This is a genomic window from Gilliamella sp. M0364 (genome assembly GCF_016100565.1).
Taxonomy (GTDB): domain Bacteria; phylum Pseudomonadota; class Gammaproteobacteria; order Enterobacterales; family Orbaceae; genus Gilliamella; species Gilliamella apis.
Genome location: NZ_JACFSF010000001.1, coordinates 132,286 through 147,853, shown reverse-complemented (window position 1 = coordinate 147,853; position 15,568 = coordinate 132,286). Strand labels below are relative to the sequence as shown.

At 34.4% G+C, this 15,568-nt stretch carries 13 protein-coding genes; 8 read left to right on the top strand and 5 right to left on the bottom strand.

From position 1 onward, the window contains the following. The first annotated feature begins 97 nt into the window (after positions 1-97). Positions 98-1,690 (top strand): ABC-F family ATPase, encoded by a 1,593-nt coding sequence (locus H3U96_RS00705; RefSeq protein ID WP_065651174.1) that lies wholly within the window; start codon positions 98-100, stop codon positions 1,688-1,690. A gap of 67 nt (positions 1,691-1,757) precedes the next feature. On the opposite strand, the gene H3U96_RS00700 is transcribed toward H3U96_RS00705, so the two are convergent. Both H3U96_RS00700 and rhlE read right to left on the bottom strand, forming a co-directional pair. Further along, complete coding sequence (locus H3U96_RS00700; protein ID WP_065651175.1) at positions 1,758-2,099, bottom strand: YggL family protein; 342 nt, start codon at positions 2,097-2,099, stop codon at positions 1,758-1,760. A gap of 27 nt (positions 2,100-2,126) precedes the next feature. Continuing rightward, on the bottom strand, positions 2,127-3,431 hold the full coding sequence (gene rhlE / locus H3U96_RS00695) for an ATP-dependent RNA helicase RhlE (protein ID WP_198195290.1): 1,305 nt from the start codon (positions 3,429-3,431) through the stop codon (positions 2,127-2,129). A gap of 277 nt (positions 3,432-3,708) precedes the next feature. On the opposite strand from rhlE, the gene nikA reads away from it, so the two are divergent. The 7 genes from nikA to clcA all read left to right on the top strand — a co-directional run bounded on the left by nikA (position 3,709) and on the right by clcA (position 11,565). Then, positions 3,709-5,274: a nickel ABC transporter substrate-binding protein gene (gene nikA / locus H3U96_RS00690; RefSeq protein ID WP_065612909.1), complete on the top strand. Its 1,566-nt coding sequence runs from the start codon at positions 3,709-3,711 to the stop codon at positions 5,272-5,274. A 23-nt stretch (positions 5,275-5,297) separates the two neighbouring features. Beyond that, a complete protein-coding gene (gene opp1B / locus H3U96_RS00685) occupies positions 5,298-6,242 on the top strand; it encodes a nickel/cobalt ABC transporter permease (protein WP_034903040.1) in 945 nt (314 codons plus the stop codon). 2 nt (positions 6,243-6,244) lie between these two features. Then, positions 6,245-7,072 carry a nickel/cobalt ABC transporter permease gene (gene opp1C / locus H3U96_RS00680; protein WP_370545621.1) on the top strand — a complete coding sequence of 276 codons (828 nt, stop codon included), beginning with the start codon at positions 6,245-6,247 and terminating at the stop codon, positions 7,070-7,072. Continuing rightward, positions 7,065-7,931, top strand: coding sequence for an ABC transporter ATP-binding protein (locus H3U96_RS00675; protein WP_198195288.1), 867 nt, complete (start codon positions 7,065-7,067; stop codon positions 7,929-7,931). The genes opp1C and H3U96_RS00675 overlap by 8 nt, the downstream gene beginning before the upstream one ends. After that, positions 7,931-8,710: an ABC transporter ATP-binding protein gene (locus tag H3U96_RS00670; RefSeq protein WP_198195287.1), complete on the top strand. Its 780-nt coding sequence runs from the start codon at positions 7,931-7,933 to the stop codon at positions 8,708-8,710. Before H3U96_RS00675 ends, H3U96_RS00670 begins: the two co-directional genes overlap by 1 nt. 3 nt (positions 8,711-8,713) lie before the next feature. Continuing rightward, positions 8,714-10,039 carry an MATE family efflux transporter gene (locus H3U96_RS00665; protein ID WP_198195286.1) on the top strand — a complete coding sequence of 442 codons (1,326 nt, stop codon included), beginning with the start codon at positions 8,714-8,716 and terminating at the stop codon, positions 10,037-10,039. Positions 10,040-10,170: 131 nt separating this feature from the next. Further along, entirely contained in the window at positions 10,171-11,565 is a 1,395-nt protein-coding gene (gene clcA / locus H3U96_RS00660; RefSeq protein ID WP_198195285.1) for a H(+)/Cl(-) exchange transporter ClcA, read from the top strand. A 156-nt stretch (positions 11,566-11,721) separates the two neighbouring features. Here clcA and H3U96_RS00655 read toward each other — a convergent pair whose 3' ends face one another. The 3 genes from H3U96_RS00655 to H3U96_RS00645 all read right to left on the bottom strand — a co-directional run bounded on the left by H3U96_RS00655 (position 11,722) and on the right by H3U96_RS00645 (position 15,184). Continuing rightward, the gene (locus tag H3U96_RS00655; RefSeq protein WP_086356932.1) at positions 11,722-12,156 is read right to left on the bottom strand and encodes a hypothetical protein; all 435 of its coding nucleotides are present in this window, start codon (positions 12,154-12,156) and stop codon (positions 11,722-11,724) included. 488 nt (positions 12,157-12,644) lie between these two features. Continuing rightward, entirely contained in the window at positions 12,645-14,558 is a 1,914-nt protein-coding gene (locus H3U96_RS00650; RefSeq protein WP_198195284.1) for a hypothetical protein, read from the bottom strand. A gap of 419 nt (positions 14,559-14,977) precedes the next feature. Further along, entirely contained in the window at positions 14,978-15,184 is a 207-nt protein-coding gene (locus H3U96_RS00645) for a hypothetical protein (protein ID WP_065578823.1), read from the bottom strand. Positions 15,185-15,568 lie beyond the last annotated feature (384 nt).

Sequence of the window (15,568 nt, the reverse complement as noted above, 5' to 3'; positions counted from 1 at the left end):
TGGCATAATGTGAGCTAAATCACATTTTTGCCAGTTACTTTAAATCTCATAAAGAGTTTTATGGTTTAGTTGCAAATCAATTCGAGAGTAATTATCAGTGTTAACAACAAGCAATATCACAATGCAATTCGGCAGTAAGCCACTATTTGAAAATATTTCCGTCAAATTTGGTAATGGTAATCGTTATGGATTAATTGGCGCCAATGGGAGTGGTAAATCAACTTTTATGAAAATTATTGGTGGCGATTTAGTGCCAACTTCAGGCAATGTATCGCTTGATCCACATGAAAGATTGGGTAAATTACGCCAAGATCAATTTGCTTTCGAGGAGTTTACTGTTCTCGATACCGTAATTATGGGACATACAGAATTATGGCAAATCAAGCAAGAACGTGATCGCATTTACTCGTTAGCAGAAATGAGTGAGGAAGACGGTTTTAAAGTCGCTGATTTAGAGACCCAATATGCCGAAATGGATGGTTATAGTGCGGAGGCCAGAGCTGGTGAATTATTGCTTGGAGTTGGTATTCCTATCGAACAACATTATGGCCTAATGAGTGAAATTGCTCCAGGTTGGAAACTACGGGTATTATTAGCCCAAGCGCTATTTTCAAATCCGGATATTTTATTACTCGACGAACCAACCAATAACTTAGATATTGATACTATCCGTTGGTTGGAAGATACCTTAAATGAACGTGAAAGCACCATGATTATTATATCGCACGATCGCCATTTCCTTAATATGGTCTGTACCCATATGGCTGATATGGATTATGGTGAACTTCGTATTTATCCTGGCAATTATGATGATTATATGACTGCCGCTACTCAAGCAAGAGAACGTTTATTAGCTGATAATGCGAAAAAGAAAGCACAAATAAGTGAATTACAATCCTTCGTCAGTCGCTTTAGCGCTAATGCCGCTAAATCAAAACAAGCAACATCACGAGCGAGACAAATTGAAAAAATAAAATTGGAAGAAGTCAAGGCATCCAGCCGACAAAATCCATTTATTCGCTTTGAGCAAGATAAAAAACTATTTCGTAATGCACTAGTGGTAGAAAACCTCACTAAAGGTTTCGACAATGGTCCTTTATTTAAAAATCTTAATCTCATGGTCGAAGTTGGCGAAAAAGTAGCAATTTTAGGGACTAACGGTATCGGTAAAACTACCCTACTCAAAACATTGATGAATGAATTAACGCCAGAACAAGGTGATATAAAATGGTCAGAAAATGCCAATATTGGTTATTATGCGCAAGATCATGAATATGAGTTTGAACAGGACTTAACTGTATTTGAATGGATGAGTCAATGGAAACAACCTAATGATGATGAACAAGCGGTACGAAGTATTTTAGGTCGATTATTGTTCTCACAAGATGATATTAAAAAGCAAGTTAAAGTTCTATCTGGTGGTGAAAAAGGCCGTATGCTGTTTGGCAAATTGATGATGCAACGACCAAATATCATTGTCATGGATGAACCTACCAATCACCTTGATATGGAATCGATCGAATCATTAAATATGGCATTAGAGCTTTATCAAGGAACGTTATTTTTTGTATCGCATGACCGCGAATTTGTCAGCTCACTGGCTAGCCGTATTATTGAAATCACGCCAGAAAAAGTGATTGATTATACAGGTAATTATGAAGATTACTTGCGAAGTCAAGGCATCGAATAAAGGTGCATAAAAAGCAATAAAAATAGCCACATAAGTGGCCATTTTTTTATTGGCTGGTTATAAAGAATTAAAAATCTAATTCATCCCACCAAATATCGATTAAAGCGCTGGTTTTAACATTTTTTAAACCATGACTCTCAAGCCATTTAGTGACATTGTCACGGTCCTCTTCAGTACAATTACCTAATTTTTGAGTACAAATAATCCCCTTCCAAGTCAAATAACCACTTCCTTCGTAAGCCAAACCATTAGCTTGTATTGCTTCAACGATAAATTGATCGACAACGTTATCGATGGTTTCTTCATTAGTACCTTCGTCAAATGACCAGCTTACAGTAAAACCTAACTCTTTAAATTCTTCAATATGTAATTTTTTTCTTAAACGACGACTGCGATTAACCTTAGCCATAATAATATCCTTCTTCTTTTTAATAATTTAGTTAGTTTTAGAATGTGTATGATGGCTTGATTGCTTCATACTATTCTGATGATTTTTAGAAGTTCGAGATTTATCAGCACTTCTTCTTTTTGTTGGAGCTCGTCTGGCTGGCGCTTTTTTGACTGGCTCCGCTTTAATTCGAGGATCGACTTCAAATCCTTGAGTAAAAATTTCTGGAATCGGCTTTCTAAGTAATTTCTCAATTGATTTTAATTGAGGAAGTTCATCAATACAAACCAGCGATATAGCTTGACCTTGATTTTGCGCTCGCCCTGTTCGACCAATTCGATGAACATAATCTTCTGCTACTTGTGGCAGCTCATAATTAATAACATAAGGTAATAACTCAATATCCAATCCTCTGGCGGCGATATCTGTAGCGACTAATGCACGTATTTGTCCCGACTTAAAATCAGCTAACGCTTTCGTTCTGGCGCCCTGACTCTTATTACCATGAATTGCTGATGCTTTAATTCCATCTTTGGTTAACTGTTCCGCTAGATGGTTAGCGCCATACTTGGTTCGCGTAAAAATTAACACCTGTTGCCATTGATTTTTGCCAATTAAATAAGAGAGCAATTCACGCTTACGACGCTTATCCACCCGATGCACATATTGTGTAATTTGCTCAGATGCACTATTGGTTTTCGCCACAGCAATCGATTCAGGCGAATTTAAGATGGTATTCGCTAATTCTTTTATCTCGTCAGAAAAGGTGGCAGAAAAAAGTAAATTTTGGCGTTTTTTCGGTAATTTAGCAATCACGCGGCGGATGTCATGAATAAAGCCCATATCTAACATACGATCGGCCTCATCCAAGACTAAAATTTTTATCGGCGAAAGATCGACAGCATTTTGGTGCACTAAATCTAATAATCGTCCTGGAGTGGCAATTAAAATATCCACTCCACCGCGAAGTTTCATCATTTGTGGATTGATACTAACACCACCAAATACCACTAATGAACGAATAGTTAAATAACGGCTATAATCACGAATATTTTCACCGATTTGCGCTGCTAGCTCACGTGTTGGTGCTAAAATTAAGGCATATAAAGGGCGTTTACCTTTCCTTGGTTCTGAGTTAGCTGAATTTTTTAATTGCATTTGATGCAATTTTTGCAATATTGGTAAACCAAAACCAGCAGTTTTACCGGTACCAGTTTGGGCACTAGCCATTAAATCTTTACCTGACAGTATTACTGGAATAGCTTGTTGTTGGATAGGAGTGGGATCGGTATAGTGTTGCTCTTCAATAGCTTTTAATATCTTGGCATCTAAGCCAAGAGAGTCAAATGACATGTAATGATTCCTAAATAATCGAAAAAATGAATAATCGTAAACATTATAAAGCAATTTGATAATAATTGTCTGATTATTTTATCTTTTCATTGCTAGTTATTTAATATATGCTACCATTTTAGTAAATAACCCTATAAAGTTTAGAGTTATTTGTCGCTTAAAATTTATTCATAGTATTTTGCTTATATTTTAAGCGATTTGCGTAGTCAATATTGATTATCATTATCATTTATTGTATTGTTGCTACCCCAAAATATAATTATTTTATGGAATAGGTATGTCTTTTAACTTTCCTCATTTAAAAAAATTACTTATCGTCTTGGTCTTAAGTTGCTTTAGCCTTAATTGTTTAGCCAAAGATGATATTACTTTCGCAAATTTTCGTGATATTCGTGATTTAAATCCACATTTATATTCAGGTGAAATGTGGGCACAAAATATGTTGTATGAATCATTAGTTCACTATAATGAAGATGGAACTTTTTCTCCGTGGTTAGCAGAAAGCTGGACTATCACTAATGAAGGTAAAACTTACACCTTTAAATTAAGAAAAGATGTCACATTCAGTGATGGAGCAAAATTTGACGCGCACAGTGCCAAGCTAAATTGGGATGCCGTGTTATCCAACAAAGTTCGTCATACTTGGTTAGAAATGGTGCGTTTAATAACCGAGATCAAAGCAGTAGATGATTATACTCTTGAAGTTAATCTTTCTGAGCCTTACTACCCGTTCATGATTGAAATCGCCGTCACTCGCCCTATGCGATTTATTTCCCCAAATTCTATGATTGATGGTGAAACTAAAAATGGTGTGAAATCTTATATTGGTACCGGCCCATATGTTTTAGGTGATCATAAGAAAGATCAGTATGCAGTATTTAATGCTAATCCAACTTATTGGGGAACTAAGCCATTACTGAAAAAAGTAACTATGAAAGTAATCGCTGATAATCAAAGTCGACTAATGGCCCTTGAAAAAGGTGAAATCGATCTGATTTATGGTAAAAATATGGTTGATGCGGATTCATTTGAGCGTTTTTCTAGCATGGATAAGTTTCAAACCTTAATGTCAAAACCGGTTTCCAGCCGAATTGTTTTAATGAATACTACAAGAAGCCAATTGAGTGATGTTAATGTCCGCCAAGCTATTGAACATATTATCAGTAAGAAAGATATCTCAGAAGGTATATTCAATAATAGCGAAGCTCCAGCGGATACGTTGATGGCAACCAATATTCCTTATGCCAACATTGGTTTAAAACCATATGTATACGATACAAAATTAGCTGAAACGTTACTGGATAAAGCTGGCTGGCTAAAAGTTAAAGGTGAAGATTATCGCCAAAAAGATGGTAAACCGTTTGAGATCACTCTTTATTATGATAGTAATACTGCCTCTCAAAAAACTATTGCACAATATATGCAAGACGAATTTGAGCAAGTGGGATTAAAGCTTAATATTCATGGTGAAGAAGAGCAAGGTTACCGTGATCGCCAAAAAGCGGGTGATTTTGATATGGTATTCGATATTTCATGGGGAACACCATATGATCCGCAATCATTTTTATCAGGAATGAAATTACCGGTTTATGGTGATTATATGGCGCAACAAGGCTTGAAAGAAAAACCACAAATTGATGCGAGTATTAGTAAAGCATTAATTTCAACTGATGAAAAAGAGCGACAAGATCTATTCCGTTATGTGCTAGAAACCTTGCATAATGAAGCGGTTTATATTCCGCTGACTTATGAGCGTAATCGTGCGATTGCGGTTAAATCTCTAAAAGGAATTGAGTTCGCCCCTTCTCAATTTGATATTCCATTTGAGAAAATGCATTTTTAATAAACTAATATTATTGGCGAATAATGTTAAATTATATTATTAAACGTTTAATGATGATGATACCGATATTATTCGGTATCTCTTTTATCGCTTTTTTTCTTATTAATTTAGCTCCATCCGATCCTGCAGAAGTTGCATTACGCTTAAACGAAATCATGCCAACACCAGATGCTATTGAAAGTATGCGTCAAGAATTGGGATTGAATAAACCTTTTTTAGAACGCTATTTTATTTGGCTATATGATGTTTTACATCTTGATTTTGGTCGTTCATTTATTCATCGAGATAGACTCGTTTGGGATGAGATGATCCGCAGTTTAATTCCAACATTAATTTTAGCGATGTCGGCATTTGCATTAACACTTATCATCAGTTTAATTTTAGGTGTTTTATGTGCCATCTTTGCCAACTCAGCGTTTGATCATATTGTTCGAATTATTATCTTTTTGGGTACTGCAATGCCTAGTTATTGGTTAGGTTTACTCTTTATTTGGCTATTTGCCAATTATTTAGATTTACTGCCAACCAACGGTTACGGAACATGGCAAAATCTCATTTTACCTACCTTAACCTTATCATTTGTCTATATCTCAACTTATATTCGTTTTATCCGTAATAATATGTTGGAAAATATGCATAATTATTCGGTGTTTTATGCTCGTAGCCGTGGTTTAAAAGAAACAACGATAATTGTTAAACATGTGTTAGTTAATTCTCTGCATACGACTATCACCGCCTTAGGCATGACTATTCCGCAATTAATAGCAGGATCTTTTGTCGTCGAATATATCTTTTCGTGGCCAGGACTTGGTCGTTTATGTATAGCAGCTATCATGAACCGTGATTATCCGGTCATTCAAGCTTATATTCTTATCATGGCAATTCTATTTGTAGTTTGTAATTTTATTGTTGATATCATTCATCAATGGTTAGATCCACGATTACGAGATAATGGTGGTGCCGTATGAATATAGCTAAACAATTGATTAACAATAAAACAGCTTTAATCTGTTTAATCATCATCACAACAATCGTTATATTAGGTATTTTAGCACCTTATATTGCACCGTATGATCCCAATAAAGTTCGTATTGTGCGTAAATATGCTGCCATGTCTAGTCAACATTGGCTTGGTTGTGATCATCTTGGTCGCGATATTTTATCGCGTTTGCTTTATGGTATCCGATCTACCCTGTTTTTATCCTTACTTACCATGATCATTACTATCGTGGTTGGTAGTCTGATCGGCCTTATCTCAGGTTATCAACGAGGCAAACTTGATGAATGCATTATGCGCCTTTGTGACATTATGCTGTCATTTCCTAGCCAAGTCATGATTTTAGCGATTGTTGGTGTGTTAGGTGTAGGTATTGAAAACGTCATTATCGCCAATATTGTGGTTAAATGGGCATGGTATAGCCGTATGATTCGTAGTTCAGTCATAAAATATAGCCGAAAAAATTATATCCTTTTTTCACGTGCAATTGGCGCACCACATTCGTTTATTATTTGCCGTCATTTATTACCTAATGTTATGTCAGAGCTGGTAATATTAGCAACCTTAGATACCGGTTGGGTGATCTTAAATATCTCAGCACTATCCTTTATTGGATTAGGTGTTCAAGCACCTACTGCCGAGTGGGGGTTAATGTTAAGCGAAGCGAAAAATGTCATGACTCAACATCCGATGCAGATGGTCTTTCCTGGTATCGCAATTTTAATTGTCGTTGCCGCATTTAATATGTTAGGTGATTGTTTAAGAGATATTTTAGATCCTAAGGACCAAAAGCATGAGTAGCTCGCTATTAGAAGTGAATAAACTTACGGTTACCCTCGACAATGGTAACAAGCTATTAGATGATGTCTCATTTACAATTAATCGTCATTCATGTTTAGGTATCGTTGGTGAAAGTGGCAGTGGCAAAAGTTTAACATGTAAAGCCATTATCGGATTGTTAGAGCCCTATTTTAATGTGTCAGGTCAAATATTATTTAAGCCACACCAAGCTAAACTAACCTTAGCTAATAATGGTGATCTATTACAACAGAATAAACAAACCTTAAAGCAGATACGTGGTAAGGTAATTTCGATAATATTACAACATCCTATGAGTGCCTTCGATCCGCTATATTGTATTGGCAAGCAAGTAGTTGAAACACTGCAAGCACATCAAGATATTAACAAAAAGCAAGCCATGACAAAAGCGTTAGAAATGATTGAAAATATTGGCCTTAATAATCCACAAGAGATCTATAAAAAATATCCTCATCAATTAAGTGGTGGCATGTTACAGAGAATAATGATTGGTTTGGCATTAATGCTTGAACCTGAACTCATCATTGCTGATGAACCTACTACAGCACTCGATTCAATTAGCCAATTTCATATTTTAAAAATGTTTACCGAGATAAAACAGAACTCGAAAACAACCGTTATTTTTATTTCTCATGATTTAGGTGTGATTCATCATATTGCTGATGATATTATTGTGATGAATAAAGGGAAGATTGTGGAATCGGGTAGTCGTGAACAAATTTTTTACCATCCTCAACATGACTATACTCGTTACTTGATAGATACACGCAAACAGTTATTAAATAAGTTCAATGCTATTATTGGTTTCAATAATCCAAATTTGATCACGGAGACAACTTAATGCCACCGTTATTACAAGTTGAAAATGTAAAAAAGTCTTTTTTACAACCGAATCAAAATCTGTTTAGCCGAAAAAAGAATACCGTCATCAATGGCGTTTCATTCGAACTAAAACAAGGTGAATGTCTTGGCATTATTGGCGAAAGTGGTAGTGGTAAAAGCACATTAGGTAAACTGATTTTAGGTTTAGAAAAACCTGATAGTGGTAACATCTATTTTAATGGTCAGGATATAGCTAAACGGGCTTGGAAAAAGTCAGCAATGCGTAAAGATATCAGTGCGGTATTTCAAGATTATAATGCTTCAGTCAATCCGTATTTTACTGCATCCCAAATTATTGCTGAACCAATTGACATCTATGAAAAACTAGCCAAAGATGACCGTAAGCTGCGTATTAACGCTTTATTAGAACAAGTCGGTTTAGACAGCTCTTTTTATAATCGTTTTGCTCACCAAATGAGTGGTGGTCAATTACAGCGTGTTTGCATTGCCAGAGCAATTGCCTGCTCTCCGCAATTTATCTTATTTGATGAAGCTGTGAGTTCATTAGATATCTCAGTACAAACCCAAATATTGTCACTACTTGCCGATTTACAAAAGCAATTAAATCTTACCAGTATTTTTATCACCCACGACTTAACGACCATTACTTATCTTTGTAACAAAGTGGCATTTTTTTATAAAGGTGAGATCATTGAATATATTGATAGTATAGACAAACTTAATCAAGTCAAAAACCCTTACTCTATCCAACTTCTCGAATCAGTTTTAGGTTTTTAAAAAATGGCAAACCCATCAATATCAAATCAACAGTATCAGTTTAGCGATTATCTTAAATTAGTGATTCCCTTTGTACTGTCAACTATCACCACTCCCCTGCTTGGCGTAGTTGATACTGCTTTAGTTGGTCATTTACCTAATCCTGCTTTTATTGCTGGCATTGCCATAGGAACAGTAATATTCAATACCATTTACTGGTTATTTGGCTTTTTAAGAGTCAGTACCACAGGTTTCGCAGCTCAAGCCTTGGATAACGCATTATTACTAAAATCTTCGCTTATTCGCCCCCTTTTTATTGCGATTTTTTTAGGTTTGGTATTTATTATTTTTCAAAAGTTCATTTTTTCTGCTTCAATGCAGATCATTAATCCTAATCAAGAAGTTCAACACTATGCTGATAGCTATTTTTCCGTATTAATTTGGGGAGCACCTTTTGTGCTTATCAATTATGTGTTAGTTGGTTGGTTAATGGGTATCTCTAAAGTGAAAGCAGTATTATTTTTGCAAGTTTTCATCAATGTACTTAATATCATAATGGCGATGCTTTTTGTCTGGTGGTTTCGTTGGGACATCAAAGGAGTCGCATTCGCAACGTTAATCGCCCAAATAAGTTGTTCTTTAATCGGGATTTTGTTCATCTATCGATATCTACCAAAAACGCATCAAAAAACTGACTTAAAAGCTATTTTGTCATGGCAATCATTAAAAGGGGTCATTTTAGTCAATACCAATCTAATGATAAGGACTATCTGTTTATTAATAGTCACCAATCATTTTATTTCGATTGGCTCAACATTCGATACCGAAGTATTAGCCGCTAATACCGTCTTATTTCAGATCCATTATATGATGGCATATCTGTTTGATGGTTTTGCTAATGCATCAAGTGTATTTAGTGGTCGCGCGAAGGGCAATAAAAGTATGGAGCTCTATAACCAAACTTTACGCTGGTCATTGCAAGCCTGTTTTATTTGCCCAATTATAATAATTGCTATTTGGTTGGCGTTTGACACCTCAATTATCAAGTTACTTACTAATCAAACGGAAATTATAAATCTTACTCTGCAATATCAATCATGGTTAATTATATTCCCTATCGTTGCCGCAGGTGGATTGATTTATTATGGTGTTTTTTCAGGTATTAGTTATACTTCATCAATCCGTGATTCAATGTTATTAGCGTTATTGCTTTGGTTTATAGCACAATATTTTGCAGTGCCAGTTTGGGGAAATCATGGATTATGGCTGGCTTACAGTTTATTTAGTTATGGCCGAACAATATTTTTAGTTATTTGGATTAAAAAATCGCGCAGCTATATTACTGCTTAATGGCGCATTATCGCAGATTTTTAATCAGATAATCGTCCTAGTAGCAAGTATTTTAGTACAAATTTGAAACTATCTTTTTCGATTAAACAGGCGTAAAATTTGCCTTCATTGTTCTAATTACAGTCAATATTGTGCCTAGTTATTCTGCTATCAAAAAAAGAATTCAACTTTATCATAAAATACGTAGTTTTCAGGATAAAGCCCCACTAATCGTACTAATAGTTGCCGGTGTTATCGGCACTATCACGGGTATTGTTGGCGTATTATTTCAATATGCAGTGAATTGGGTTATCTCACTGCGTAAAACATTATTATTTGATCTAATCGACAATGAAATAATTAATTATCTGTTAATCTTTGCTATCACAGGAACAATGGGCGGGTTAGCTTACTATTTAGTCAAACGTTTTGCTCCTGAATCTGGCGGTTCAGGTATACCAGAAATTGAAGGTGCATTACTTGATTTACGTCCAGTTCGTTGGCGATCTGTCCTACCAGTTAAATTTATTGGTGGCATTGGTGCTTTGGGCTCTGGTATGGTGTTAGGTCGTGAAGGCCCTACTGTTCAACTCGGTGGTAATATTGGTGCAATGGTCTCTGATCTGCTCAAAGTTAAAAATAAAGCTTATCGGCATACTTTTTTAGCAACCGGAGCCGCCGCAGGCATTACTGCAGCATTTAATGCGCCGTTAGCTGGAATACTGTTTATTATAGAAGAGATGCGCCCACAGTTTCGCTACAATTTGACCTCAATAAAAGCCATTTTTGTTGGCGTGATTATGGCCAGTATCATGTATCAATTTTTATATAATCAGGAATCAGTCTTTCAAATCGGCCACTTTAATGCTGTTCCTATTGAATCTTTATGGCTCTATCTCTTGTTAGGGACTTTTTTTGGCGTTATTGGTGTTTTATCAAATAAGTGCATATTGACCTTACAAGAGCAATTCAAACAATTTTATCAATTTAATCAATACTACTTTGTTATCACTGGATTTTGTTTGGCAGGGTTATTTGGAGTTATAAGCTTCAACCTCCCTGAAATAACCGGTAGCGGTTTTGATTTTATTCCTAATGCAGTTGCAGGTAATTATGCAATTAATAGTTTGATAATGATTTTATGTTTGCGCTTTGTCACTACCGTTTTATGCTTTAGTTCCGGTGCGCCAGGTGGCATTTTTGCCCCAACTTTAGCCCTAGGGACAACGGTTGGGATCGCTTTTGGGGTGATTGCGCAACAAATTTACCCAAATTATCATATTGAACTCGGTGCTTGCGCTATTATTGGAATGGGTGGATTATTTGCGGCAACTATACGCGCGCCACTCACAGGGATTGTCTTGGTAATGGAAATGTCAGATAACTATCAGCTTATTTTACCGATGATTATTACTTGCTTAGGTGCGACACTCATAGCCCAAGCGCTAGGAGGAATGCCACTATATACGTCTATTTTGGAAAAAATCTTATTAAGAAACAAACTTCAATCAGATAACACTACTCAGCTAACGGCAAGTAATTCTTGATAAATTACAGCATAAGTAAACTAGCTGTTGAGGATGATTGAAAAATAAGAACAAGATTTGAGTTAAGCCATTAACTTAGTAATGAATCAAAATTAATACCTCAATGTTTCGATTCATTACTAAAATTCACCTAATAGCGAATAATCTAATATTTACCTAATCTAACTCACAGATTTCTTTGATTGATAAAGTGGTAGGAATATTACGATCATCAGAAAATTGAAAACGGAAAATAAAACGAATGTCATAAGTTTTTAAGACATTTACGACATCAGGTTTATCACAAAATTGACTATTAAGCCCTAATCTAATATTCTCCATAAAATCATTCAAAGGGGTATTTTGGCTATCTGAAGGCATTTTGTATTCAAAAACCACATTATTAATATTCGCGGTAATATTGGTAACTTCATAACCGGCCTCTACTTGAATAGGAAATTTCCCTTTTTCTCCTAACAATGAGCGTTTTGCACTATCTGCTAATGCTTTAGTAACCTTTACTCCCGTATTTTTATCGGCTGTAGCTGCATTTACGGTCGTAAACATAAAAAGGCTTGAAAGCAACACTGTCAATTTAATAACTTTTTTCATCATTTTTCCTTACTCTATACCTTATAACTCTATTTCTAATCAAAACTATTGATAAATAATTATATTTTTATTGTTATCTTAAATATTTTAATTTATTTAATGGTCTAAATAATAATGATTAATAAAAATATCTGCTATCTTACACAATATTTCTGATAAAAAAAGCCAACTTAACAATTTATTGTAAAAATTTAAATGAAATTAAACAAATATTGATCATTTCAACTTTGAATATTTTTATCACTAATGCCAATTACTCAGCAAAAATTTTTCCTGAATTTAATAATCTTTAAACCAAAATTTAACTAGATATGGGGATTTTTTAGCTTTAATTTTGAGATACCCAAATATATAGGTTATAGAGGATAAGTTGAATTTTTTTTTGACAAAATTTATTTACTAAATTTATCTATTGATAGTAAACATAATTCCAAATAAAATCTTGAAAATTAAGTGCCTTACCTTTACATAGTAAGGCACTTTATAGGTTATTGTGGGGTTAATGACATGATAACTGTTTCAAAAGGTTCAAGCGTTAACATTGCTGTTTTCGAAATAGTTGTTGGTTTCTTTGCATGTAACTTACTAGCATAATCAATTTTAATTTGAAAACGATCAGTTGCATTATTTGGTAATTCTAAATCATTTTGTAAATCTAGATAGTAAACTTGCTGTTTATCAGATGGATTACGTAAAGTGATAATTGCTTTATCTTTACTCCAACCAGCCCAACCATATACTCCTAATTTTGTCGGGTCTTTACCTATCCAATGGCTATCAAATAAAACATCTTTATTAGTTCTTGCCCATTTTGCTGCTGTAGCAAGAGTATCCCAATTTTGGGTCGTTAATAATTCAGGTGTAATATACATCTCTTGCAATTGAGTACCTGTTGCAAAGTAGCTCCATACCTGATCGGCAAAATCTGTTTCACTTTCTTTATCAAGATTTTTCGCCTGTTTTGCATAGACAATACCATGCAACATTAAGGAGTTAAGCGGAAATAGTGGACCTTTCAGAACTATAGAACGATAAGTCTCTGCATCACGATAAGTTAACCATTGTTGCACTTTGCTACCAGGTCCATAGTAGTTAACATCATCCCCGCCGCGCCATATTGAATCGGCATAGAATAACCATGAAGGCGTTGCTTGAGTACCGGTGGTTAAATTAATGTAGAGATTTGGGTTAGCACTGCGCATATCTTCAATTAAATGGATAGCAGCATCAAAATCACTAGTAAATTGACTACCAGCAATAACCTTATCAGCATTACCCGTTCCATCAAGTTTAAACATGGTTATGTTTTGATTATTAATCAATTCGAGGATTCGTTTATGGAAGTTAGTATAATAATTTGGCCCTGACAAGGCTAATTTACCGTCCATAGTTTCATAACCAAATTCAGGCGCATTAGCAACACGTTTATCACGTGGTTTATTATAACCGCCCCATGGTGATAACCAAATACCGAGTGCCGTTTGATATTTATTAGAAGCTGTTTTCAAATTATTAAATTCATTAGGGAAATTGGCACTAAATCCCCAGTTACCCTTTAGATTATCCCAACCATCGTCAAATAAATATCCATCCAATTTTACCTGACGTTTTTTTACCAACTCTTCACCATATTGATCAATTCTCAATAAAGCTTCTTTTTCTGTATAAGGATTAAAAAATCCTATATCAAGCCATGAATTATAGTGTAAATAAGGACTATATGGACGTTGACGAACACTATCAATGAACTGGTTAATGTTACGTCTTAACTGACCTTTTTCATAAGTACCAATGTAAGTTTTATAACTTAAAGTATGTTCAGCTTGTAATGGAATAGCTTGTGGAATTTTTTGTGATACACCGCCTTCATAAGCAACGGTATTGGTTAGTGGATTTTCTGGAATGATAAAAAAAGTATCACTAATAATCGGTGAACTTACTACTGAACCATACACAAATGGTGCCTGTGAATGGAATGGCATTAATGAAACTGATGACATTGAAAGTGCTTTATTTTTAGGCGTGATTCTTAATTCATAACTCGCAAAATGTTTATCATCATTTAGATTAACAACAGTCTCAATCGACATATCATGACCAGTATAATTTAATATCATACCTGTATCTTGTTGTTGCACTTTATCTAGTGAAAAATCTTTATCGGTTAACTTATCTCCTGATGCTAAAACAATCTCAAACAACGTTTCAATTTTTACCGAATCATTATTCAATGGATTAATAATATTTAGTGCTGTAATACTATTTTGACTGTCATCCTTAGCTAATTTAACTTGAGCATTTTTTCCTGATAACTGATAATCTTTCGCCCAAGCTGTGCCTGTTGGTAAACACAATGCAGATAACACACCTAACACAACCAATTTTTTCATATTTTTTTTCATTACTACCTCCTAAAGGACAAACAATTTTTTCAATAAGCACATATTAGACCTAGTATAAACATCAAATATTGATGAAATTGTGATCTTCTTGGCAGTTTATTCGAATGGCTAAACTGCCAAAAAATGACTGAATTTCCTTTTTAGTGAAAGACATATATTTGGCCGAAAATGATTACAACTAATTTTTTATCACCATAAATCAAGTCATTTCTAAATTAGCCATAGGTAATAATGAAAGGTAGGGTTAGCAATGAATGAAATATTGCTTTTATTTTTCGACGTGATAAAGATCACAATTTTAAAATAAACTTATTGGCAAAAAACAAAAATTCAAAAATAAAATTTAATAACGATACTTAATAACCAAAAAGGTAACACTGAGTGTTACCTTTTAAAGTTACAACATAAAATTATTACTGTTATTTTTTAGTATGATGAGGATCTTTAACTGAATCACCTTGACCACTAACCACATACCAACCATTCTTACTATGTGGCTTTTTATTATGATCAGGACAAGGGGGTAACGATTTTTTACTTTGGTTTGAATATACATAGCCACAATCAGCACATTTATAAGTGCCAGCTGAAACATCACTACCGTATGCAGCAAATTTTTGTACCATTATAAGCTCCTCCAGTAAAATGTTAAAAATAATAAGCCGATTAGCTTATTACAGTTATATATAAACGCTGATTGAAACAAAAATCAAGTCAAGATTGAATAAACTCTCAATATCTTCGCTAAAAGAGCTTTAAAATATAAAAAATTTAGATTTTTAAGTTTAAATACTCGATAAAATGAGCAACGTAATTCTGTCTTATCTCAAATTGATAATAATGGCGTATTAAAAGCAATTAACAAATGAGAAAAGGTACTCAATCATTTTAAAATAACTGACGAATACTTAATAAAATGCAGCTAATTTTTAAAAGGCTTTCTTAATATATTTTACTTTATGGATAAGAATCATTGGATTGTTTAACAAGCAAAAAACAACATAAACATC